The organism is Nocardia macrotermitis, assembly GCF_009604405.1.
In the GTDB taxonomy this organism is placed as follows: Bacteria; Actinomycetota; Actinomycetes; order Mycobacteriales; family Mycobacteriaceae; genus Nocardia; species Nocardia macrotermitis.
Window position 1 is genome coordinate 465,902 of record NZ_WEGK01000002.1, and the last position, 21,913, is coordinate 487,814.

Annotated in this window: 22 protein-coding genes; 9 read left to right on the plus strand and 13 right to left on the minus strand. The window is 67.5% G+C overall.

Features of this window, described 5'->3' with window-relative positions; genetic code table 11:
* Positions 1-72: 72 nt before the first annotated feature.
* The 3 genes from NRB20_RS05830 to NRB20_RS05840 form a co-directional block, all read right to left on the minus strand.
* Positions 73-579 carry a GNAT family N-acetyltransferase gene (locus NRB20_RS05830; protein WP_319944518.1) on the minus strand — a complete coding sequence of 169 codons (507 nt, stop codon included), beginning with the start codon at positions 577-579 and terminating at the stop codon, positions 73-75.
* Positions 576-845: a type II toxin-antitoxin system TacA family antitoxin gene (locus NRB20_RS05835; RefSeq protein ID WP_153408191.1), complete on the minus strand. Its 270-nt coding sequence runs from the start codon at positions 843-845 to the stop codon at positions 576-578. The genes NRB20_RS05830 and NRB20_RS05835 overlap by 4 nt, the downstream gene beginning before the upstream one ends.
* A gap of 122 nt (positions 846-967) precedes the next feature.
* Positions 968-1,507, minus strand: coding sequence for a carboxymuconolactone decarboxylase family protein (locus tag NRB20_RS05840; RefSeq protein ID WP_153408194.1), 540 nt, complete (start codon positions 1,505-1,507; stop codon positions 968-970).
* A gap of 205 nt (positions 1,508-1,712) precedes the next feature.
* Here NRB20_RS05840 and NRB20_RS05845 point away from each other — a divergent pair, with 205 nt between their 5' ends.
* Genes NRB20_RS05845 through NRB20_RS05855 form a run of 3 tightly spaced genes read left to right on the plus strand, consistent with a single transcriptional unit; the run spans position 1,713 to position 3,099 of the window.
* Positions 1,713-2,162, plus strand: coding sequence for a DUF4189 domain-containing protein (locus NRB20_RS05845; RefSeq protein WP_153408195.1), 450 nt, complete (start codon positions 1,713-1,715; stop codon positions 2,160-2,162).
* Between the two features lie 11 nt (positions 2,163-2,173).
* Positions 2,174-2,629, plus strand: a complete 456-nt coding sequence (locus NRB20_RS05850; RefSeq protein WP_194289738.1) for a DUF4189 domain-containing protein — start codon at positions 2,174-2,176, stop codon at positions 2,627-2,629.
* Between the two features lie 20 nt (positions 2,630-2,649).
* Positions 2,650-3,099 carry a DUF4189 domain-containing protein gene (locus tag NRB20_RS05855; RefSeq protein ID WP_194289739.1) on the plus strand — a complete coding sequence of 150 codons (450 nt, stop codon included), beginning with the start codon at positions 2,650-2,652 and terminating at the stop codon, positions 3,097-3,099.
* A gap of 13 nt (positions 3,100-3,112) precedes the next feature.
* On the opposite strand, the gene NRB20_RS05860 is transcribed toward NRB20_RS05855, so the two are convergent.
* From NRB20_RS05860 to ramB, 4 genes are all read right to left on the minus strand, one after another.
* The gene (locus NRB20_RS05860) at positions 3,113-4,756 is read right to left on the minus strand and encodes a serine/threonine-protein kinase (protein WP_194289740.1); all 1,644 of its coding nucleotides are present in this window, start codon (positions 4,754-4,756) and stop codon (positions 3,113-3,115) included.
* A 216-nt stretch (positions 4,757-4,972) separates the two neighbouring features.
* Positions 4,973-6,385 (minus strand): MFS transporter, encoded by a 1,413-nt coding sequence (locus NRB20_RS05865; RefSeq protein WP_319944519.1) that lies wholly within the window; start codon positions 6,383-6,385, stop codon positions 4,973-4,975.
* Between the two features lie 26 nt (positions 6,386-6,411).
* Positions 6,412-6,870, minus strand: a complete 459-nt coding sequence (locus tag NRB20_RS05870; protein ID WP_153408202.1) for a MarR family winged helix-turn-helix transcriptional regulator — start codon at positions 6,868-6,870, stop codon at positions 6,412-6,414.
* A 322-nt stretch (positions 6,871-7,192) separates the two neighbouring features.
* A complete protein-coding gene (ramB, locus tag NRB20_RS05875; protein WP_153408204.1) occupies positions 7,193-8,602 on the minus strand; it encodes an acetate metabolism transcriptional regulator RamB in 1,410 nt (469 codons plus the stop codon).
* Between the two features lie 93 nt (positions 8,603-8,695).
* On the opposite strand from ramB, the gene NRB20_RS05880 reads away from it, so the two are divergent.
* Positions 8,696-10,237 carry an ATP-dependent DNA ligase gene (locus NRB20_RS05880; RefSeq protein ID WP_319944520.1) on the plus strand — a complete coding sequence of 514 codons (1,542 nt, stop codon included), beginning with the start codon at positions 8,696-8,698 and terminating at the stop codon, positions 10,235-10,237.
* A gap of 390 nt (positions 10,238-10,627) precedes the next feature.
* On the opposite strand, the gene NRB20_RS05885 is transcribed toward NRB20_RS05880, so the two are convergent.
* The 5 genes from NRB20_RS05885 to NRB20_RS05905 all read right to left on the minus strand — a co-directional run bounded on the left by NRB20_RS05885 (position 10,628) and on the right by NRB20_RS05905 (position 15,507).
* Positions 10,628-11,071 (minus strand): DUF4254 domain-containing protein, encoded by a 444-nt coding sequence (locus NRB20_RS05885; protein ID WP_319944521.1) that lies wholly within the window; start codon positions 11,069-11,071, stop codon positions 10,628-10,630.
* 593 nt (positions 11,072-11,664) lie between these two features.
* Entirely contained in the window at positions 11,665-12,456 is a 792-nt protein-coding gene (locus NRB20_RS05890; protein WP_153408210.1) for a DeoR/GlpR family DNA-binding transcription regulator, read from the minus strand.
* Positions 12,453-13,358 (minus strand): carbohydrate ABC transporter permease, encoded by a 906-nt coding sequence (locus NRB20_RS05895; RefSeq protein ID WP_153408212.1) that lies wholly within the window; start codon positions 13,356-13,358, stop codon positions 12,453-12,455. Before NRB20_RS05895 ends, NRB20_RS05890 begins: the two co-directional genes overlap by 4 nt.
* Complete coding sequence (locus NRB20_RS05900) at positions 13,355-14,266, minus strand: carbohydrate ABC transporter permease (protein WP_227833227.1); 912 nt, start codon at positions 14,264-14,266, stop codon at positions 13,355-13,357. Before NRB20_RS05900 ends, NRB20_RS05895 begins: the two co-directional genes overlap by 4 nt.
* On the minus strand, positions 14,263-15,507 hold the full coding sequence (locus tag NRB20_RS05905; RefSeq protein WP_319944522.1) for an extracellular solute-binding protein: 1,245 nt from the start codon (positions 15,505-15,507) through the stop codon (positions 14,263-14,265). The genes NRB20_RS05900 and NRB20_RS05905 overlap by 4 nt, the downstream gene beginning before the upstream one ends.
* 123 nt (positions 15,508-15,630) lie before the next feature.
* Here NRB20_RS05905 and NRB20_RS05910 point away from each other — a divergent pair, with 123 nt between their 5' ends.
* The 5 genes from NRB20_RS05910 to NRB20_RS05930 all read left to right on the plus strand — a co-directional run bounded on the left by NRB20_RS05910 (position 15,631) and on the right by NRB20_RS05930 (position 20,563).
* Positions 15,631-16,587 carry an SIS domain-containing protein gene (locus NRB20_RS05910; protein WP_153408214.1) on the plus strand — a complete coding sequence of 319 codons (957 nt, stop codon included), beginning with the start codon at positions 15,631-15,633 and terminating at the stop codon, positions 16,585-16,587.
* Between the two features lie 2 nt (positions 16,588-16,589).
* Positions 16,590-17,513, plus strand: coding sequence for an ROK family protein (locus NRB20_RS05915; protein ID WP_319944523.1), 924 nt, complete (start codon positions 16,590-16,592; stop codon positions 17,511-17,513).
* Positions 17,514-17,640: 127 nt separating this feature from the next.
* Positions 17,641-18,792, plus strand: a complete 1,152-nt coding sequence (locus tag NRB20_RS05920; RefSeq protein ID WP_319944524.1) for an N-acetylglucosamine-6-phosphate deacetylase — start codon at positions 17,641-17,643, stop codon at positions 18,790-18,792.
* Between the two features lie 5 nt (positions 18,793-18,797).
* Positions 18,798-19,733: a hexose kinase gene (locus NRB20_RS05925; protein WP_319944525.1), complete on the plus strand. Its 936-nt coding sequence runs from the start codon at positions 18,798-18,800 to the stop codon at positions 19,731-19,733.
* A complete protein-coding gene (locus NRB20_RS05930) occupies positions 19,730-20,563 on the plus strand; it encodes a class II fructose-bisphosphate aldolase (protein ID WP_153408218.1) in 834 nt (277 codons plus the stop codon). The genes NRB20_RS05925 and NRB20_RS05930 overlap by 4 nt, the downstream gene beginning before the upstream one ends.
* Before the next feature lie 207 nt (positions 20,564-20,770).
* On the opposite strand, the gene NRB20_RS05935 is transcribed toward NRB20_RS05930, so the two are convergent.
* Positions 20,771-21,607 (minus strand): COG4705 family protein, encoded by an 837-nt coding sequence (locus tag NRB20_RS05935; protein WP_153408738.1) that lies wholly within the window; start codon positions 21,605-21,607, stop codon positions 20,771-20,773.
* Positions 21,608-21,913 lie beyond the last annotated feature (306 nt).

The window sequence follows — 21,913 nt, forward strand, 5'->3', positions numbered from 1 at the left end:
GTCCCGATGTCGGACTCTGAGCCATCCCGTGCCGGTCGTGTGGGACGACTCGGAGTCCGGTGGCGCTGTACTTCAGCCGATGCCGAACGCTTTCAGTGCGGTCGACATCTTGAGCACCAAACGATGCGGGGTGTTCAGGACCGGCGTGAAACCGTGCTTCTCATAGAAGCTCGCAGCTCCGTCATCGATCGCGTCGACCACGATCAGCCGCCCGCCCGACACGAGGGCAGCGCCCATGATCTTCGTAATCGCGTCATGCAGCAGGTCGGCACCGAATCCCTGCCCGTGCAGCGATTTGTCCAACGCGAACTTGGCGAGCAGAAAGCCCGGTACGGACCGTAGTCCCGCTGCCAGTTTGTTCGAGATGCCGTCCTCGGCGCGGTCGACCATCGTGGGGGCGATCGTGTAGAACGCCTTGACGGTCGGATCCGCGTCGAAGATCCAGACGTAGGTCCGGCTCGTCATACCCCGATCGGCCGCAAGTGCCTTGGTTCGTAGCCACTCATCCAAAACTGGTTTGCCACAATCGAATTGCGACAGATCATGCTGTGCGGTGAGAGCTGTCGAGAACAGTGTCACTTGCGTACGTACCTCCGGGCGCGCTCTGCCAGCCTGGTCATCGCCGGTGCATCGTCGGCGACGTCGAGCGATTCGATCATCGCGTCGAACTGTTCGGCCGGCATCAGTGTGCGACTGGAGAGCGCCAAGACGCGGTCGGCGCGTTGGATGGCCGCATTTCGTACGAACTCGGTCAGGGACTCGCCGACAGTGCCCGCTGCCTCCTCGATCTGATTGCGGCCTTCCTCGGCCAGTCTGATCTCGAATCTTTCGGTTTTGGTGCTCATCGCAGTGACCTCGCCTAGGTTCCGACGATCGCTTGCGAGCCGCGATCGTCTGGTTTCCGGCTGCTCATCCGGACTGTGACCTCAGTGTACGGACATTGTCCGTACACTGCCAGTGGTAAACCTCAGTGGTCGGTTTGGATGCGGAGGGTGGTTATGGTGCTGGCCAGGCCCTCGTATTGGTTTGTGAGGAGGATGATTTCGATGAGGCGTTGTTCGTCGTAGTGGGTGGACAGGGTGGTCCAGGTGGGGTCGTCTATGTCTCGGGTTTGTACGAGTTGGTCTACGGCGGTGAGGAGGGCGCGTTCCTTGTCGGACCAGCCGGGGGCTTCGGGGCCCTCGCGGAGGCGGTCGAGGATTTCGCGGGTGACGCCCGCGCGTTTGCCGAGGCGGATGTGGTGGTCGGTCTCGTATTCGCAGTTGCGGAGGTGGGCCACGCGCAGGATGACCAGTTCGGTGTCGTAGCGGCGGAGTTTGCCGCCGGGCATGAGGCGGCCGGAGAAGTGCAGCCAGCCGCGGAACAGGCCGCCGGTGCGGCCCAGCGTGCTGAACAGGTGGGCGTCGGGGGTGCCCGCCGCCCGCGAAAGTACTTGCCAGGCAACCCAGTTCACCGGCCCGAGTTCACGCAGGCGGCCCGGTTCGATACGCGGCTTCGTCGTCACCATGCCTCACGCTAACAGGTGGCCCGGATCGGTGGCGAGTAGTGATGTACAGCGACGTTCGTAGATATTCATCATGCGACACGAGTCCGCGCGATCGCCCGATCCGGAATGCGTTGCGGCCCACCACGGCATGGAAATAGTGGCTGGACAATCACTGTGAATGCCGCGATGATCGCCCGGTACTGCTGTCGATTCCGGGGTTGATTACATGTCATTGTTGGGAAAGTCGTTGGCGGCCATGGTGGTTGCGGTCGCCGGGGTGTCGGTCGCGAACGGGGCCGGGACCGCGAATGCCGCCGGTGGGGAGTACGGCAGCATCGCCACCGGCCCCTATACGCTCGCCCACGCGGTCGGTCCGACCCAGGCCGCCGCGGATCGGGCGGCGCTGGCCGCGTGCGGCGGGGTCGTATGCACGGTGCAGCTGCGCTTGAAGGGCGACTGCGGTGCGGTTGCCGAATTCGATGAAAACGGGCTCTGGGGTCGTGTGCCCGCGTACTACTACGGAACCGGTGAGACGGCCGCCGAAGCACGGCGGATGGCGTTGTCGCAAGCGCCGCCGGTGACTCCCTTCGGTACAGCCATGAGTCTGGCATTCGGCAGTTCGGTAATCTCGCCCGCTTTCATCCGGGACACCGTGTGCACCGCCAACGCAGGATGAGGTTCGATTCCATGTCATTTTCGTCGAAGTCCTTGCTGGCCACGATGATTGCCGCAGCCGCACTCCTCGGAGTGACCGGGGCCGGGGCCGCGCACGCGACCGGAGATCTGTACGGCGCGATCGCGGCGGGGGCCTCCCACGCCGGTTCGGCGGTGGACTATTCGAGTCAGCCCGCCGCGGACCGGGCCGCGCTGGCCGCGTGTGCGCGAGTGAGCGGGACCCAGTGCATAATCCAGACCCGGATCCACAACGACTGCGGTGCGGTGATCGAGCGCGATGCGCAGATATACTTCTTCACACTCCAGGCGCCCGTCCAGCCTATGTATTTCAGCGGAAACGGCCCCTCCCGCGCTGCAGCGGAGCGGAAGGCGAGATCACTCGCGGGGCCTGATGGCGGTACCGGGATCATGCGCATCACCAGACCGGCCTTCATACTGGACACTCTGTGCACCGCGAACGCCGGGTGAGTGGGGACAATATGTCATTGATGGGAAAGTCGTTGGTGGCCATGATGATTGCGGCCAGCGGAACGCTTGTCGTGGTTGGCGCGGGAACCGCGAATGCGGCCGGGGATCTGTACGGCGCGATCGCGACCGGAATGGGCCACGCCGGTTCGGCGGTCGACTACCCCAACCAGGCTGCTGCGGACAAGGCCGCGCTGGCCGCTTGTTCCCGGACGGGTGGGCTCGCGTGCGTTGTGCTGACCCGGATGCACAACGAATGCGGCTCCCTGGTCGAGGAGGACGTGAAGAACGCCGTGGGGCCCTTCGTCGTCTCGGACACTCAGCGCATGTTCTACACGAGAACCGGTCCGACGCGCGCTGCCGCGGAGCAGAAGGCGCGAGCCGCGAGCAATCGGCTCGATGAGCCGTGGGCCCTGCGGACCATCAGGCCGCCGTTCGTGGTGGACACCGTGTGCACCAGTAACGCCGGGTGAATCGGCCGGTCGGCTAGTACGACTTCGAGCGGGGGACCACCTGCGGGACCGCGGGTGTGTAGGTGTGCTCCTGGACCGCCGGTGCTGTGGGTTGTGCTGGTTCGGTGGGTGCGTCGGCCGTGGCGAGTGTGGTCGCTGCGGGCGGGGTGGTCGGGGGTTGTGTGGTGGTCGGGGATGGTGTGACCGTCGTCGTAACTTGTTGTGGGACAACCGAAGATGTCGGCGTGGTGGGCGTGTTCGCGGTGTCGCGGGTGGTGTAGAGGACCCCCGCCACCCCGATTGCCGCGACCAGAACGCCCGCGCCCGCCGCGAGCGCCAGCCTCCGGCCCCGGGACGAGCGCTCGACGTTCGGTTCCGTCGCGATTCGGGAGACACTCGACGCTGCTGGCGACTCGACGCTCCGGTCGACCGATGCCGAGTGCGGAGTGGCTACCGACGGTGAATGCTCGCCGATGACCGGGTGCGGCGTCGGGGTGTCGGCGAGGTGCGGAGGTGTGGCAGCGACGGCCGGTGCCGAGGGCAGTTGATCGGCGAACGGAGTGTCGGCGGGGTGCGGAGGTGCCGTAGCGGTGGCCGGTGCCGAGGGCTCCGGATCGGCGAACGGATGGTGGGCGGGGTGCGGAGGTGTGGCAGCGACGGCCGGTGCCGAGGACAGCGGATCAGCGAACGGATGGTCGGCAATCGAAGAGCGGGGAATCGGGGCAGCGGCGGGTGGCGTCGACTCGGTGAGCGGCGGCTGCGACATCGATGTGCCAACCGGCGGCGTCGGTACGACGCGTGCCGGGTTCGCCGCCGGTGGCCCCCATCGCACGGTCGCTTCGGCCGGAATCAGGCAGCGGGTCGCGGCCTCGGCGAGGGCGGTGCAGTTGGGGTAGCGGTCCCCGGGGGATTTGGCCAGGGCCGTGGCGATGATGACGTCCAGTTCGGCGGGGAGGTCGGGGCGGAGGGCACGGGGTGCGGGTGGCGGTGCGGTCAGGTGAGCGCCGATCACCGCGGCCTGGTCCTTGCGGGGGAACGGGGGACGGCCGGTCAGGAGTTGGTAGAGGGTGCAGCCGAGGGAGTAGATGTCGGCGCGGTGGTCGGCGGGCGAGTCGGTGAAACGTTCGGGGGCGGCGTAGGCGAAGCTGGCGGCGATCCCGGACATGGTGACGGTGTCGTCGAGGGTGCGGGCGATGCCGAAATCGGTGAGGACCGCGCGTTCGTTGCGCTTGTGATCGGTCTCGATGAGCAGGTTCGCGGGTTTCACGTCGCGGTGCAGGACACCGCGGCCGTGCGCGTAGTCCAGGGCGCGGGCGGCGTCGGCGAGCAGGCGCACGCTGCGTTCGGGGGTCAGGCCGTCCGGGTGGTCGTCGAGCAGGGCGGCGGCGTCACCGCCGTCGATGTAGCGCATCGCCAGCCACAGATCCGGATCGTCGGCGGCGTTGCGGTCGTAGACGGGGACGATGTTCGGATGATCGAGCCCGGCGGCGAGATTGGCCTCGCGGTCGAAGGCCGCGCGCGCCTTCGAATCCAGGGTGAAGGTGTCGGTGAGGACCTTCAGCGCGACCCGCCGCCGCAGCCGCGGATGCCTGGCCAGGTAGACCGTGCCCATCCCGCCGGAACCGAGCAGCCGCTCGATGGCGAACTCGTTGAACACAGCCCCCGGCTGCAAACCCACGACCGATCCTCCCCGGCGCATACGTCGGCCGCCCGGTGAATCGCGCTGCGGCTCAGAGGGAATCTAGCGCAACCGACCGGGCACTGTCCCCAGCAATTACGGGCCGACGGCCGCGGTGAACTGCGCCGACTTCGTCCGCTCGGCCAACGGCATCGCCGTACGCATCTTCGCGGGGGCGTGAGTCGCGTGACGTGGATGCGTGAAATATGTTGCGGCTCAGTCCGTGTGGGCCGGAGCGGTGCGCAGGGACCGGTCGGCCAAGGTCAGAGCGGTCAGTACGAGGCTGATGCCGACCATGATCCAGGCGATCAGATGCAGGCCGTGATCGGTGACCTGCCGGTGGAACACCATCCCGGTGATGGCCGAGGACGCGATCGAACCGATGTAACCGAAGGTCCGCAACAGCCCGGCGGCGGTACCGAGCTGTTCGGCGGGCGCGTGGGTGTACAGCGCGGTTTGATACCCCGCGACCGCGAAACCCGTTGCGGCACCGAACAACAGGGTGATGACGGCGACGAGGCCGATCCACGCGCCGGCGTCGAGCAGCAGCACCCCGGCGGATCCGGTCAGGGAGATCACGGCCGCGGCGATGACCGGACCCCTGATCAGGTTGCGGCGCGAGATCACCGCGATCGCGACACCGGAGATCAGCGTCATCGGAAGCAGCAGCAGACCGGCGGACGACCCGCCGTAACCGCGCACGGTCTCGACCCACTGGGTGAGCCCGTACAGCACGATGTACTGGCACAGCATGACCAGTCCGAACAGCACATAGGTATTGGTCAGCGCGGGCCGCGCGGCCAGCAGCCGCACGTCGAGGAACGGGCTCGCCGCACGCAACTCCCAGCCGATCACGCCGGCCCACAACACGATCGAGGCGATCAGGATCCACCAGTGCGCCGTGGGCAGCTCGAACAGGAAGATCAGCAGTGCCAGCATGGCCACGGCGAATCCGGCGATTCCCGCCAGGTCCAGGCGCGAGGCGATCTCCCGCACTCCCCGCCGCGCCGACGGCCCGTCCGCTTCGACCCAGATCAGCGTCGCGACGAGCGTGATCAGCGCGAGCGGCAGATTGACGAAGAAGACCGACCGCCACCCCAGCGCGCCGACCAGCAACCCGCCGATGGGCAGGCCCAGCGATGCGGTCGCGACGCCGGTGATCTGCAATCCGCCGAGCACACCGCCCGGCGGCTGTGCCATACCGGCCTCGCGAGCGCGCTTGCGTATCAACAACATTGCGGTCGGATACGCGCACGAGGTGCCCAGTCCGATCAGGACCCGGCTGATCAGCAGAGTGAGTAGATCGGGAGCGATCCATCCGATCAACCCACCCACGCCCAGCGCGAAGGCCCCCGCGATCAGCACACGACGCGGCCCGAACACCTCCGCGGCCTTCCCCGCCGTGGGTTGCGCCACCGCGCTGGCCAGGTAGAGCGCCGTCACCAGCGCAGCGGTCTGCCCGATCGGGATCCCGAGCCCGTGCGCGATCGGAACCAGCGCCGTGGCGATCAGCGACGTGTTGACCGGATTGAGGATCGACGCGAGGTACAGCGGGGACAGAAAACGCCACGTGAACGGGCTCTGCGCGGTCGCGTCGGCCGGAACCGCCGATGTGGACTGGGCGGGCACGGGTACCTCCTCGCGTGGGGGATCGGTTACAGCAGTTCCGCGAGTCGCTCGATCAATGGCGCTGCGGCGGAAAGGGTTTCGATCTCCGCGTCGGTGAACGAATCCTCGAGGGCGGCGGTGACCTTGTCGACCACGGCATTGCGGCCAGAATGGACGGCCGCCAACCCCTCCGGAGTCAGCCGCAGGATCGCTCGCCGCGCATCCTGCGGGTCGGTTTTGCGCATCACCAGCCCGAGCTTCTCCAGGCTCGCGACCGTGGTCCCCATCGCCTGCGGGGTGATCTGCTCGCGCCGGGCCAGCCCGGCGGCGGTCATCGGCCCCAGGCGATCGAGCCGGGACAGGGCCGTGATCTGCGGATTGCTCAGCTCACCGCTCTTGGCCGTCTCCTGCACACGACGTTTGAACGCGCCGATGGCGATGCGGAGACGATTGGCCGTCTCGCGGGTCCCCGGTGTCTCGCTCGTCCGCGCTTCGCCGTCGCTCATGATTGTAAGCCTAGATTTATAAACTTAGGTTTGCAAACTTGGGCTTCCGATCTTCGGCGCAGTCGTGGATGCGTCGGCAGTGCGCTGAGCCGGGAAGTGCTGCGGCCGAATCGAAACGGTCATAGCCGCGCCTGTGTGCGGTGTGGATATCCGCAATCGCTCGATGAGTGTGTGGTCAGGTGCGCTGCCGTCACGTCCAGGTGTGGCCTCCATCGGGCCTGCGTCCTGTCGGGTCATCATTCAGTGGTGACGCGTGGTGGCTATCACGATTGCCCTGCGGGTCGTATCCGCCGGATCGGGCGGCGTCGTCCCGAAAAATGCTCTACCGCAACACGTATGGCGAAATCGAGCTGCGGTGTTCGCTGATGTCGAGGGATTTGCCGAGGGGTGGGAAGGCGCGTTGGGGGCAGTTGGCGCGTTCGCAGACCCGGCAGCCCGCGCCGATGGGGGTGACCTGGGGGTCGTTGAGGTCGAGGCCGTCGGCGTAGACGACGCGGGCGGCGTGGCGGAGTTCGCAGCCCAGGCCGATGGCGAAGGTTTTGCTGGGTTCGCCGTAGCGGGTGGCGCGGCGTTCCACGGTGCGGGCGATCCACAGGTAGCGGCGGCCGTCGGGCATCTGCGCGATCTGGGTCATGATGCGGCCGGGGGAGGCGAAGGTCTCGTAAACGTTCCAGAGCGGGCAGGTGCCGCCGGAGGAGGAGAAGTGAAAACCGGTGGCGGACTGGCGTTTCGACATGTTGCCCGCGCGATCCACCCGGACGAAGGAGAACGGCACGCCGCGCAGTTTCGGGCGTTGCAGGGTGGAGAGGCGATGGCAGATGGTTTCGTAGCTCTGCGTGAAATGCGCTGAGAGACGCTCGATGTCGTAGCGGAAGTCCTCGGCGATCTCGTGGAAATGCGAATACGGCAGCACGGTGGCGGCGGCGAAGTAGTTGGCCAGCCCCAGTTTCGCCAGGATCCGGGTGTCCTCGGAGGCGAAGTTGCCCTCCTCGACAAGTTTGTCGATCAACTCGCCGCACTCCAGATAGGCCAGTTCGGCGGCGAGTTTGAACACCCGCTGCCCGCCCGAGAGGTGCGGGGCGATCTCGAGCCGCCCGGCCTCGGCGTCGAAACGGTGTAATACGCCCTCGCCCAGGTCGATTCGCTCGATGATCTGCACGCCGTGCACGCTGCTGAGGCGACGGGCTATCTCGCGCTTGAGATCTCCGCCGTGGAAGCGCATCCGGTTGGTGAGTTCCTCTGCGGCGGTGTCCAATTCGTGGATGTAGTTCTGCCGCTGATAGAAGAAGTCGCGGACCTCCTCGTGCGGTCGGGAGATCGCGCCCGAACCGCTGCCGTCGGAGAACCGGTCCTCGGTGGCCGCGGCGAGCTGGGCGGTGGTGTTGCGGTAGCGGCGGTGCATGTTGACCATCGCGCGCGCCAGGCTCGGATGCGCGGAGACCATATCGGCGATCTCCTGCGCGTCGGCCTCGATCGCGAGCTCCTGGTCCATCACCACCTCCTGCAGCTCGGCGATCAGCCGGGTATCGTCCTGGGAGGAGAAGAAGCTGGTGTCGACGCCGAAGACCTCGCTGATCCGCAGCAGTACCGGGACCGTCAGCGGGCGCACGTCGTGTTCGATCTGGTTGAGGTAGCTCGCCGAGATCTCCAGCTTCTTGGCGAGCGACACCTGGCTCATGCCCCGCTCGGCTCGTAGCTGACGAAGGCGCGACCCGACATAAGTCTTGGCCATATGTCCAGCTTAGGGAGCCTTCGCAGCCTTGCCAATAGTGAATTAACAAATCTGCTGAGCAATATGTCACAGCCTCGGGTTACGGTCGGACTCGTGTTGCTCTCGGATGTCGTGGCAGCCTCGCAGGCCGTGCGGGCCACTTCCTCGCGCAAACTCAAGATCGAGACGCTGGCCGGTTTGCTCGGCCGGGCGGGTGTCGACGAACTCGCGTCGGTCGTCGCGTGGGTGTCGGGTGAGCCGACGCAGGGGCGGATCGGTGCGGGGTGGCGCACGCTGTCCGCGATCGAGGCCGCTCCGGCGGCGGTGTCGACGCTGCCGGTCGTCGAGGTGGAGCGGGTGCTCGGCGAGTTGGCGAGCGCGTCGGGCAAGGGGTCCGCGGGGCGGCGGCAGGAACTGCTGACCGGGTTGTTGCGCGCCGCCACCGAACCCGAACGCGAGTTCCTGGTGCGGCTGCTGACCGGTGAGCTGCGTCAGGGCGCGTTGGCCGCACTCGTCGCCGAGGCGGTGGCGCGGGCGGCCGAGGTACCGGTGGATCGGGTGCGTCGCGCGTACATGCTGTCCGGGCGGCTGCCGGTGACCGCGGTGGCGGCCATGACGGGCGGTGTGGCGGCGCTCGCGGAGTTCGGTCTCGAGGTCGGGCGGCCGATCCGGCCCATGCTCGCCTCGCCCGGTGCGACGCTCGACGGGGCCCTCGGCGAGTTCGGGGGTGAGGTGAGTGTGGAGTACAAGCTCGACGGCGCGCGAATTCAGGTGCATCGCAAGGGAACTCGGGTGTGGGTGTTCACCAGGACGTTGCGCGACATCACCGCCGGGGTGCCCGAGCTGGTGCAACTGGTCACCGAATTACCGTGCGACAGCGTGGTTCTCGACGGGGAGACGCTCGCGCTGGACGATGCGGGCCGCCCGCGGCCGTTCCAGCAGACGATGAGCCGATTCGCGACCTCGGAGGCCACGCCGGTGATCGCGGATCGGCCGATCACCTCGACGCGCGATCTGCTGCTGCACCCGTACTTCTTCGACTGCCTGCACCTCGACGGCGTGGACCTGCTCGACGCGCCGCTATCCGAACGTCGTGATGCGTTGTCGAAAGTAGCTGCCGCGCACAGTATTCCGGCACTCGTACGGCCCGCCGCCGAAGCCGCCGCCGACTATTTCGACACCGCGCTGGCCGCCGGGCACGAGGGCATCGTGATCAAATCCCTCACCGCGCCCTACGCCGCCGGACGGCGCGGCCGGGCCTGGCAGAAGATCAAGCCGACGCACACGTTGGACCTGATCGTGCTCGGCGCAGAGTGGGGTTACGGCCGCCGCACCGGCTATCTGTCCAACCTGCATCTGGGCGCGCGGGATCCGGACGGTGGCGAGCCGATCATGGTCGGCAAGACGTTCAAGGGGCTCACCGACGCGCTGCTGCGCTGGCAGACCGAGGAATTCCCCCGGCACGAGCGTACGCGCGACGATCACACCGTCTACCTGCGGCCCGAACTGGTGGTGGAGATCGCGCTGGACGGGGTGCAGGTCAGCTCGCGGTATCCCGGTGGGGCGGCGTTGCGGTTCGCGCGCGTCGTCCGGTACCGACCCGACAAGGAAGCCGCCGACGCCGACACCATCGATGCGGTGCGGGCGCTGCTGTAACTTCGGCGCGGCCCGTAGCGATGGCTGATATGTAGCCGCAACTACCGGGTTGACCTGGCGGTATGCACTGCCAGGGTATTCACAGATTTCTCGCGGTGGTTCTCGAGGTAACGGGCGCAGGATCAGTAGTTGTCGGGTTCGACCGGCGCGGATCAACTGCCCTGATCCGTCATCCCCGCCATCGGCGGCGCTGCACATCCCTCGCCAGCGCCGCCGTTCGGCTTTTTCGGCCACTTGTTGGCAACTTATCAGTGTCTTCTCAGGCGCACGCCCTGGTTTGTCGGCGTTGACCGGGGCAGAATCACTGATGGGGGTTGAACCATTTTCCCGCTGCCGGTGCCGTTGAACCTTGGCCGCGGCACCGGCAGCAACTTTTCGGTGTCGAATCTTCTACGGTTCGTATTCGTGGTGGTCGCTCAGGTCCGGCAGGCGGCAGCGGCCCGCGACGACCTCGGCCGCCAGATCGTCATAGGCCACGGCCAGCTGACTCAGCCGTCGCCAGGCATCGCTGATCACCCATTCGGGTGCGGTGGTCAGGGTCAGATAGGCCAGCGCCGAGAACTGCGCCAGCCGATCCACGACGGTGCCCACCGTCTCGGTGTGCAGCCGCACCCCGCGATGGGCGTGCGGTAGCTCCCGCGCCACCCAGCGATCGATCTCGTGCACCAGGTGCGCCCTGCGCCGATCGATGTCGACAGTGACCCCGGGACTCGCGTCGAGCCGCTGCTCGTGCAACTCGGCCAGTCGACACGCGGACCGCAACACGAGATTTTCCCCGTGCGGCAGCCCCCGGCAGGCATCCAGCAGCAGATTCTTGGGTGGGAGTGGTTCCACGCCGGATATATTGCCCCCCAAATATTTCCGATCAGCAACGGCTGTAATTTTGGCCTCCGCTTCGCTGCGGCGGGTTTTCGGCGCTGGTGTGGCTCGTCGTTCAGCCCTCGAGACTCGGCCTTCGGCCATGCGCTGTGTCTTTGGCCTCCGCTCCGGCAGGTTTTCGGCGCCCGTGTGGCTCGTCGTTCACCCCTCGAGACTCGGCCTCCGGCCATGCGCTTCGAGGGCTGAACGACGAGCCGCGCCGAAAACCCTTGAGGTTGGGCTTGTTGAGCCTTTCGCTTCGCGGGCAACTTCCAGCCGGACGGAGACGGTTCGCCGCTGGGCGCGTTGGTTGTTGCGTTGGGTTGGCTCGGTGGCTTGCTGGCTCGTCGTTCAGCCCTCGGGACTCGGCCTTGGGTCTTGCGCTTCGAGGGCTGAACGACGAGCCGCGCCGAAAACCTTTGGGGTTGGGCTTGTTGAGCCTTTCGCTTCGCGGGCGATTTCCAGCGGGACAGAGACGATTCGCCGCTGGGCACGTCGGGACGTGGTTGTGTTCGCGGGTATCTCGCGGTCGTGGGACTCGGTCTGTCGTGTGGTGCGACAGGGGGTGGTTACACCAGATCGACCCGGACGCCGGTTTCGCGGATGGCGTCGATGGCTTCGGGGTCGGCGGCGGTGTCGATGACCAGGATGTCGATGTCCTCGATGGGGCAGATGCGGGCCAGCGCGGTGGTTTCGAGTTTCTCGGCGGTGGCGACCACGATGACGCGGTCGGCGCGCCGGACCATTTCGGCGTTGATGCCGGATTCGTCCAGGTGGCGGCCCTGGGCGCCGCCCGCGGCGGTGATCGCGTTGACGCCGAGGATCAGGGTGTCCAGATGAAGTTGGGCCATGGCGCGTTCGGCGAGGGGGCCGTGCAGTTCGTAGGATTCGCGGCGGGCCTGGCCGCCGATGCAGATGGTGCGCAGGTGCGGGCGCAGCACCAGTTCGCCCGCGATGTTGAGCGCGTTGGTGACGATGGTCATGGGGTTGTCCGCCGAGGTCGGCAGGTCCGGGCGGCCCGCCAGGGCACGCGCCACCGCGGTTGTGGTGGTGCCGCCGTTCAGGCCCACCACCTCGGTCGGATTCACCAGTGCCGCAGCGTATTCCGCGACGCGCTGTTTGGGTTCGTCGCCGGTGCCGCGATACCGCGCGGGCAGATCGTAGGCGACCGAGGTCGCCACGATGCCGCCGTGCGTGCGGGTGGCCAGCTGCTGATCGGCCAGGGAGGTGAAGTCGCGGCGGATGGTGGCGGGGGAGACCGACAGGATCGCCGCGGCCTCCTCCACCGTCAGCCGCCCGGACTCGGACAGCAACTCCAGCAGGCGATTCCAGCGCTGCGAACGATCTGCCGCGGCGGTCATTTCACGCTTCCCGCGGTCAGACCCGCGACCAGACGTTTCTCGATGAACGCGAACAGGATGACAACGGGCACGACGCCGACAGTAGAGATGGCGAACACGTACTGCCAAGCCGTGTCGTACTGCCCGATGAACTTGGTCAGCGCCACCGACAGCGGCTGATTCTCCGGCGTGCGGAGTATGACCAGGCTGGCGGCGAATTCGTTCCAGCAGGAGACGAACGCGAAGATGGTCGCGGTGACGATGCCCGGCCACACCAGCGGCAGGCTGACCCGGGTCAGGATCTGAATTCTGTTGAGCCCGTCCAGTTGTGCGGCCTCCTCGATCTCCACCGGCACCGAGGCGAAGAAGCTGTGCAGGATCCACACCGCGAAGGACAGGTTGAACGCGGCGTTGACCAGGATCATGGCCAGCCAGGTGTCGTTGATGCCGAGTGCGAAGAACTCCCGGATCAGGCCCGTCACCAGCACCACGGGTTGCAGCATCTGGGTGACCAGCACCAGGCCGAGGAAGGCGAGTTTGCCCGGAAAGCGGCGTCGCGCAGTGTAATACGCGGCGGGGATGGCCACCGCGAGCACGATCAGCGTGGCGCACACCGAGATCACGATGGTGCTGACCATGTTGAACGGCAGCGGCGTCTCCGGGGTCTGCCACATGCTGGCGTAGTTACCCGGACTCCATTGGTGCGGTAGATAAGTCGCGGGGATGCGCAGGATCTCCGAACGCGGTTTGAGCGATCCGAGCACCATCACGATGTAGGGGATCAGGAAGATCACCGCGATCACGATGCCGACGAGCGTGAGATCCCAACGCCGCCTTGCGCGTTTGGTGCGTACCGGTGGAACAGCTTGTGCGGCAGGCGATTCGGTGGGGTCGGACGCGGTCGTGGCGGTGGGTGCGCTCATCGGGCCTCCTCCCCGGCCGGGCGGACGAGTTTCACGTAGATCACGATGATCACCGCGATCAGGACGAAGTTCAGCACGCTCAGCGCCGCGGCGGTGTCGAGCCGTTGATCCTGCTGAATCAGCTTGAAGGTCAACGTCGTCGTGGTGTCGGCGGCGAATCCGGCGATGCTGCCGGTCAGCACCTGCAGGATGGGCAGCGAGTTGAACACGTTGATGATGTTGATGATCGCCGCGACCGCGATCGCCGGACGCAGTTGCGGCAGCGTCAGATACCGGTAGCGTTGCCACGCGCCCGCGCCGTCCACCCGGCCCGCCTCGTGCAACTCCGCCGGAATCGATTGCAGCCCGGCCAGAATCGTGTACGTGGTGAACGGGATGGACACGAACACCGCGACCCCGATCGCGACCAGGAACGCCGGACCCGCCTCCTTGGTGAACCCGAAACCCCGGTGCAGCACGCCGATGTCGACCAGGAACCGATTGGCGATCCCGACATCCGGATCGAGCATGTACGCGAACACCGTCGTGGTCATCACCACCGAGGCCGCCCACGGCACCAGCACCGCGAGGCGCACCGCCGTGCGGCCCGGGAAATCTTTGTTCAGGAACTGCGCCAGCGCCGCGGACAGCACCAGTGTGATCAGCACGACCGCGACCACCCACACCACCGTGTGCACGAGCACGCTGGGCAGCTCACTGCGCCCGAACAGCGTGCGGTAGTTGGCGATTCCGGCCGAACCCTCGTCCTGACCGTACGAGGTGAGGGTGCGGGTCGAGGTCCAGATCATGTACGCGGCGGGGAACGCCACGATCGCGGCGATCAGCACCAGCGCCGGGCCGATCCACGGCAACGCGCGCAGCGTTGCCGTGGATCGACGCGGAGTGCTCACCGCGGGGGCGGTGGTCAACTCGCCGCCTGCGCAATGGTTTTCAGGACTGCCGCCGGATCGCTGCCCTGGGTGACGGTGCCGAGCTGCTGCTTCATCGCGCCCTCGACCTCGGCCCACTTCGGGTTGTTGCTCGGGTAGAACTTCGCCACCGGAAGCGTCGCGCCGAACGCCTTCACGACCGGATCATCGGCCATCGCCTGCGCGCCGCTGGTGGTCACGGGGATGAAGTGCTCGGCCTTGACGAAGGTGGCGTAGGTCTTGGACTGGTAGAAGAAATCGACGAACTTCTTGATCGCCGCGCGCTTGTCGACCTTCTTCTTGAACGCCATCAGATGATCGGCCACGCCGAGGGTGACCGGGGCGCCGTCCTTGGTCGGGGTCGGCGCGGTGGCGTACTTCAGGCCCGGGTTCTTCTGCTGGATCATGCTGATCACCGGCGGCAGGCCCTCGATCATGCCGATCTTGCCCTGGATGAAGACGTTGATCAGCGGGGTGCGATCGGTCGCGCCCGGATTCGGTTGTGTCGCACCGGCTTCGGCGATCGCCTTGATCGCCTGCACGCCCTCGAGGTTCTGCGGGGTGTCGATGGTGAGGTTGTTGCCCGCGGACCAGTTGCCGCCCGCGCCGAACGTCCACAGCGACGTCTCGGCCTGGGTCTCCTCCTGGCCCAGCGGCAGGCCGTATCCGGAGACGCCGCCGCCGAGGGCCTGGATCTTCTTCGCGTCGTCGGTGAGCTCGGCCCAGGTCTTCGGGGGTGCGGCGATACCGGCCTTGGCGAACAGATCGGTGTTGTAGAACAGCGTGCGGGTGGAGGCGAACAGCGGCATGGCCCACTGGGTGCCGTTCATCGACGCGTTCTCCACGAAGCTGTGCTGGAGATCGCCCAGCACCGAGGCGTCGGCGATATCGCTTGCGGGATAGAGCTTTCCGTCCGAGGCGTAGGTGGAGTACGCGTCGATGTTGAGCAGATCGGGGGTGCTGGACTCCGATTGCAGATCGGTGCGGACGACATCGGGGATCTGCTTCCAGGACTCCATCTGCAGATCGACCTTGATGCCCGGGTTCTGCTTCTCGAAGTCGGCGATGATCGAATCCCATTCGGCCTTCGTACCGTCGCTGTAGATCGGGGCCAGGAAGGTGATCGTATTGGGGTCGTCGGCGTTGGACTTGCCGCCGCCGAACCCACAGGACGAGACGGTCAGCGCCAGGCCGGTGGCCAGCGCGAGCGCGGACATCGCGCCGCGGAGTGGACGTTTCACGAGAGAACCTTTCAATGCTGCACACCCGGCGGGACGAACGCGGATGATGAAGCGAACGGGTCGATTGGTCCGAATCTAGCTCACTCGGTGATCGAATGTGACTGTTTCGAATGTAAAGTTGACATGAACGATCATCGGGGTGATTCTGGTGGCGTGCCGACCTCCGCCGATCGCCTCCCCGAAATCCGTCCACTCCCCGAGACCCATCTGGCCGCCGAGGTGGCCACCCAGCCCGACGACTGGGCCCGCGCCGCCCGGATCGCCGCCGACCACGCCGCCAGGCTGCCGCCGCCAGGTGAGCGGGTGGCCGTGATCGGTTGCGGCACTTCGTATTTCATGTCCCGCGCGATCGCCGAATTGCGCGAGTCCGCGGGTCACGGCGTCACCGACGCCTGGCCCGCCGGGCAGGTGCGCAGCCGCGAGTACGACCGCTACCTGGTGATCTGCCGTTCGGGCACCACCACGGAGGTGATCGAGGCGATGCGTGCGCTGCCCGAGGGCGTGCCGCGCGCGGTGATCTGCTCGAGTCCGGGCACACCGGTGCTCGAGCTGGCCGATCCGATCCTGATCGCCGACGTGGACGAGCAGTCGGTGGTGCAGACCCGTTTCGCGACCACGGTGCTGGCGATCCTGCGCTGGCATCTGGGCGAGGATCTCGCGCCGGTGATCGCGCAGGGGCGCGAGGTGCTCGCCGAGGATCCCGCCACGGCGCTGGCCTCGGTGCGGTCGGCCGAGCAGATCAGTTTCGTCGGAATGGGTTTCGCGGCCGCCATCGCCGACGAGGCCGGGCTGAAGTTGCGCGAATCCTGTCAGGCGTGGACCGAGGGATATCTGGCCACCGAATGGCGGCACGGCCCGGTCAGCATCGCCGCGCCGGGGCGCGTGGTGTGGGCGTTCGGCGCGGTGCCGCCGGGTTTGGCGCAGGATGTCGCGGCCACCGGTGCGCATTTCGAGCACCGCGCCATCGATCCGATGGCCGATCTGCTCCGGGTGCACCGGTTGTGTCAGGTGCGGGCGGCGGATCTGGGGTTGGATCCGGATCATCCGCGCAGCCTGAACCGTTCGGTCATCCTGGGCTGACGGTGCGCGCTTCCGGGGCCGATCCGGTCCTCGCCGTGGATGTCGGCGGGACGACGATCAAGGCCGAGATCACCGATGCCGCGGGCGACGTGCTCGGCAGCGGTAGCGTCCCGACGCCGCCGGGTGCGGCGGCGTTCGACGCGGTGGGTGAGTTGGGTGCTCGGCTGCTCGCGGAACTCCCTGCGGCACAGCGTGATCGGATGATGCGGGCCGCGGTGATCCTGCCCGGCATCGTGGATCCGGTGCGTTCGCTGGCGGTGTTCAGCAGTAACGTCGGGTGGCGGGATGTGAAGGTGGGCAACCGGTTTCGCGATCGCTGGAATATGCCGGTGCTGATCGAACACGACGTCGCGGTGGCGGGCTGGGCCGAATGGCGGTTCGGCGCCGGACGCGGCTGTGACGACGTGTGCGTGCTGATTCTCGGGACGGGAATCAGCGGCACGCTGTCGGTCGGCGGGCGGCTGGTGCGCGGTGCGGCCGGTCAGTCCGGGGAGTACGGGCATATCCCGGTGCGGCACCGCGACGGGTTGCGTTGTCCGTGCGGGAATGTCGGCTGTGTGGAGACGATCGCCTCGGGTGCGGCGATCGCGCGCGCCTACACCGCGCGCACCGGCCGCGAAATACCCGGCGCGGAAACGGTTTTCGAGGTCATGGACCGTGATCCGGAGGCGCGGGCGGTGATCGCGGACGCCATCGACGCGCTCGCCGAAGGGCTGTTCGGCGTCATCCACGCGACCTGTCCGGAACTGATCGTGCTCGGCGGCGGCCTGGCGCGCGCGGGCGCGGTGCTCAGCGACGCGCTCCAGGATCGGCTGCACGAACTGCTGTACGTGGCACCGGCTCCACGAGTGGTCCTCGGCGAATTCGGGGTGCGCGCCGGGCTGGTCGGGGCCGCCCGATACGCCCGATCCGGCACGCTGGAATGAACGACCGGCGCGGTTGTCCCGGTTGAATTTGCCGAATGGTTGCGGCATGGGGAGTCCGGGCGGGTACGGTTCGAGCGCGGGCATCGAGACAGCGGGTGCGCGAGTGCGTGATGGACGAGGTGATGGTGTGAACCGAGAGCCGCAGACCCGGCTGCGGGGCCGGATCGTCGCGGCGTCGAATACTTTCGACGACGGCGTTGTCACGTTCCGAGGCGAGCGGATCGTCGCGGTGGAATCCTTCGCGTCCTGGACCGCCGCCCATCCGGACCTCGCGCCGCCGCCCTTCGCCGGGACGCTGATTCCCGGGCTCGTCGATATCCACAATCACGGCGGATTCGGGCACCGCTTCGATACCACCGATCCCGGCGAGGCGCGCGGCGCGGCCGAATACCACCTGCGCAACGGGACGACGACGGTGCTGGCCGGGATCGTCACGGCCGCGCCGGAGGATATGGTCGCGCAGACCGCGACGCTGAGCGGGCTGGCCGCCGACGGGGTGATCGCGGGTGTGCACGCCGAGGGGCCGTTCCTGTCGGAGATGCGGTGCGGTGCACAGGATCCGCGGTATCTGCTGGATCCGGATCCGGTGCTGATCGATCGGCTGCTCGCGGCCGCGGACGGGCGCCTGCGGGTGATGACGCTGGCTCCGGAACGTCCCGGATTCGCTGCGGCGGCCGCGCAACTCGCCGCGAACGGTGTCGTCGTCGCATTGGGGCACAGTGACGCGGGCTACCGAGAATTCCGGGAAGCATTGTCGCCCAAGGGATTCGGCACACTCGTCACGCATCTGGCGAACGGTATGCCGCCACTGCACCACCGCACCCCGGGCCCCGTCGCCGCCGCGCTGGTGGCCGCCGCACACGGTGACGCGGTGGTGGAATTGATCGGCGACGGAGTGCACGTGGACGTCGGATTCGGCGCGCTGGCCTTCGCGACCGCGCGCGGGAGTGTGGCGTTGATCACCGACGCGATGCAGGCGGCCGGACTGCCCGACGGGGAGTACCGGCTCGGCCCGCAGGCGGTACGGGTGCGCGACGGGGTGGCGCGGGTGGCGAGCGGATCGATCGCCGGGGGGACGTCGACGCTGTTGGACTGTGTGCGATGGGCGGTGCGGGAGTGTGGCGTCGCGCTGCCCGATGCGGTGCGGGCGGCGACCGCCACCCCGGCCGCGGCGGCGGGCCTGGACGATGTGGGTGATCTGCGTCCCGGATGTAATGCCGACATCCTGATACTCGACGAGGACATGGGGTTGCGTCGAACCCTGCGACGAGGAAGGTAGTTGACGTGATCCTGACCGTGACCATGAACCCCGCCTACGACATGACCTATCGCGTGGAGCGTTTCGAGCGGGGCCGGGAGCATCGTGTGCTGTCGGTCGAGCAGCGCATCGGCGGTAAGGGGATCAACGTCTCGCGGGTGCTCAATCAGCTGGGAAAGTATTCGCGGGCAACGGGTTTCGCCGATCACATGTTCTCCGCGACGGCCGAGCTGGAACTGCCGGTGGATTTCGTGCACGCGCTGCCCTGGATCCGGCGGACCGTGGTCATCAGCGAATCCGGGGACGGGACGGCCACCTCGCTGTGGGAGCCGGGCGCGCGGCTGAACGAACCGTATGCGGTCGACCAGTTGAAGGTCCGGGTCGCGGGCATGCTGAACGATTCCGGCGGGATGGTGGTGTCCGGATCGCTGCCCGGCGGCGTGTCGGACGGGATTCCGGCGGAGTTGGCGCGGGTCGCGCTCGCGGCCGGGGTGCCCACCATCTGCGATGTGGACGGGCGGGCGCTGGAGTTGGCCGCCGAGGTGCCCGGCATCGTGCTCATGCCCAATCGGGACGAGCTCGAGCGCCTGACCGGATCGCCCGCGGGCAGTCCGGAGGAGGTGGTGGCCGCGGTGCGGCCGCTGATCGAGAGCGGGGTGCGGGCGGTGGTCGCCACCCGCGGTGTCGAGGGCCTGGTGGCGGTGACCGCGTCCGGGGCCTGGGCGGCGGCGTCGCCCGAGCCCATGGCGGGTAATCCCACCGGCGCGGGTGATGCCGCGGCGGCCGCCGTGATCGCCGGACTCGCCGCCGCGGCCGAACCCGACTGGGCCGCGCTGGTGGCCGACGCCGTCGCGACTTCCGCTGCGGCCGTGGTGATTCCGGTCGCCGGGGAGATCGATCGGGCGTTGCGGGAGCGGCTCGCGCCGGACATCGTCGTCACCGAGATCAAGGACGAGTCATGAGCCTGACCACTGTTCCGGAACTGCTCGCCGCTGCCGAACCGGGTGGGTTGGGTGCGTTCAACGTGATCGCGCTGGAGCACGCCGAGGCGATCGCGGCGGCGGCCGAGGCGGCGGAACGTCCTGCGATACTACAGATTTCGGAGAACACCGTGCGTTATCACGGTGGATTGCGGCCGTTGACGCGCGCGTGCTTGCAGATCGCGCAGGACAGTACGGCCGCGCTCGCGGTGCATCTGGATCACGCGACCTCACACGAATTGATCAGGGCCGCGGTCGAAGTCGGTGTGCGGTCGGTGATGTACGACGGGTCGCGGCTGGATTACGACGAAAATGTCCGCAGCACAGCGGAAATCGCGGCCTGGTGCCGGGAGCGCGGGGTTTTCGCCGAGGCGGAACTGGGCGAGGTGGGCGGTAAGGACGGTGCGCACGCGCCGGGCGTGCGCACCGATCCGGACGAGGCGGTGGAATTCGTCGCGGCCACCGGGGTGGACGCGCTGGCCGTCGCGGTGGGGTCCTCGCATGCCATGCACACCAGGGACGCGGTGCTCGACGACGAGCTGATCGCCCGGCTGGCCGCGAAAGTGCCTGTGCCCCTTGTGCTGCACGGCTCGTCAGGAGTGCCCGACGCCGGATTGCGTTCCGCGGTGCGCGCGGGCATGCGCAAGCTCAATATCGCGACCCGGCTGAATATCGTGCTGGCACAGTCGGTTCGAGCGGAACTCTCGGCGAACCCGGAGTTGTCCGACCCGCGCCGCTACCTCGGCCCCGGCCGTCACGCCGTGCAGCAGGAGATCGAACATCTGCTGCGCGTGCTCGGTCCGGTGTCCTGATCCGGGAGATCGAAGTCCCAGGTCGGGCAGGGTGGTTGTCGCCGGAGGATCAGCGGCCCGAAATCACCATGCTCCCGCGTTGGCCAGGGTGGTCCGTTGCCGCCGGAGGATCAGCGGCCCGAAATCACCCATGCCCCCGCCGCTTGGTGTGGCCGCCTCGGGAAAGCGCCGGTGGTTGTGGTCGGTACAACTGGGCGGCGGCGGGGATCATCGACTCTCGCCGAGACCATCCAGTGCGCGAATATCCTTGTCGCCGAGTAGATCCGCATCATCGGGCACGTTCGATGAGCTGTCGGGACGCCGAGCGGCGACGGCGATCAGCGCGACCATCGGGATCGTCACCGCCAGGGTGACCCAGCCGGTGCCCAGGCGCAGGCCGTCCGAGCGGTCGGAGGCGAGCCAGTCGGTGGCCGAGGCGCCCAGCGGCCTGGTCACGATGTAGGACGCCCAGAAGGCCGGGATCGCGCCGAGTCCGGCCCAGCGGTGCGCGACCGCGGGTATCGCGATGACCACCGCGAACAGCACGGTCGACGCGAGGTAGCCGAAGTGCAGTTTGCCCGCGGTGAGGTCTCCGGCTGCGGTGCCCAGGGCGAAGGTGATCATGACCGTCGCCCAGTAGAACGCCTCCCGCCGCCGGGTGGTGATGCTGTGCACCGACAGCGTCTTCTCGCACCCGTACCAGACCGCGAAGATCACCCCGAGCAGCACCAGGAACCCGATCGTGGTGACCTGCAACGGCACGCCCAAGCCGAAATCGACGATATCGGCCACCATCGTCCCGAAGATGCTGACCATCACCACGGCCGTCCAATAGATCCACGCGACATAACGCCTACTGCGGAACTGCACCACCAGCGCGACGATCAGCGCCACCCCGGCCCCGCCCACCGCGAGCTCCGGCGGCAGCTTCGAAACCAGGAAATCGGAGAACGTCTCACCCATCCCCGTCGAGAGCACCTTGATCACCCAGAACAACACGGTGATCTCGGGAACCTTGGTTGCGAGCGCCCGCGCGGGCGAAATGCCAACCGGCACAGGATTCATCACACCCCGCACCGTGCCCCACCAGCACTGAGATTTCACTGAGAGCGCCCTGGGTGGAGTTCCCAGGAATGGTCGACGACTCCGCCTCGGTTCGGTGAAATCGCTGTTCCTGCGGCAACGAGATCGCACGGCAGCGCGAAGGCGCCGCGGGATGTGATCGATCACCACGACTCGCAGCGTCGAAGATGCGTACGGTGGGCGAGCAGTTGTGCGGGAGCGTCGAATCGGCTGTGTGCCGGGAGGTTGATGGCGCGTCGCTCGGATGTCGCTGGGGTGCGGCGGTAGGGTTCGCCTCGGATTCGCTGT

What these genes read in the sequence shown, in the direction of transcription:
- NRB20_RS05935 (WP_153408738.1), bottom strand. Translation starts at nt 21,607, where the DNA reads ATGAATCCTGTGCCGGTTGGCATTTCGCCCGCGCGGGCGCTCGCAACC.
- NRB20_RS05890 (WP_153408210.1), bottom strand. Translation starts at nt 12,456, where the DNA reads ATGACCGCCGCGGCAGATCGTTCGCAGCGCTGGAATCGCCTGCTGGAG.
- NRB20_RS05835 (WP_153408191.1), bottom strand. Translation starts at nt 845, where the DNA reads ATGAGCACCAAAACCGAAAGATTCGAGATCAGACTGGCCGAGGAAGGC.
- NRB20_RS05845 (WP_153408195.1), top strand. Translation starts at nt 1,713, where the DNA reads ATGTCATTGTTGGGAAAGTCGTTGGCGGCCATGGTGGTTGCGGTCGCC.
- ramB (WP_153408204.1), bottom strand. Translation starts at nt 8,602, where the DNA reads ATGGCCAAGACTTATGTCGGGTCGCGCCTTCGTCAGCTACGAGCCGAG.
- NRB20_RS05840 (WP_153408194.1), bottom strand. Translation starts at nt 1,507, where the DNA reads ATGGTGACGACGAAGCCGCGTATCGAACCGGGCCGCCTGCGTGAACTC.
- NRB20_RS05910 (WP_153408214.1), top strand. Translation starts at nt 15,631, where the DNA reads ATGAACGATCATCGGGGTGATTCTGGTGGCGTGCCGACCTCCGCCGAT.
- NRB20_RS05850 (WP_194289738.1), top strand. Translation starts at nt 2,174, where the DNA reads ATGTCATTTTCGTCGAAGTCCTTGCTGGCCACGATGATTGCCGCAGCC.
- NRB20_RS05930 (WP_153408218.1), top strand. Translation starts at nt 19,730, where the DNA reads ATGAGCCTGACCACTGTTCCGGAACTGCTCGCCGCTGCCGAACCGGGT.
- NRB20_RS05895 (WP_153408212.1), bottom strand. Translation starts at nt 13,358, where the DNA reads ATGAGCGCACCCACCGCCACGACCGCGTCCGACCCCACCGAATCGCCT.
- NRB20_RS05855 (WP_194289739.1), top strand. Translation starts at nt 2,650, where the DNA reads ATGGGAAAGTCGTTGGTGGCCATGATGATTGCGGCCAGCGGAACGCTT.
- NRB20_RS05870 (WP_153408202.1), bottom strand. Translation starts at nt 6,870, where the DNA reads ATGAGCGACGGCGAAGCGCGGACGAGCGAGACACCGGGGACCCGCGAG.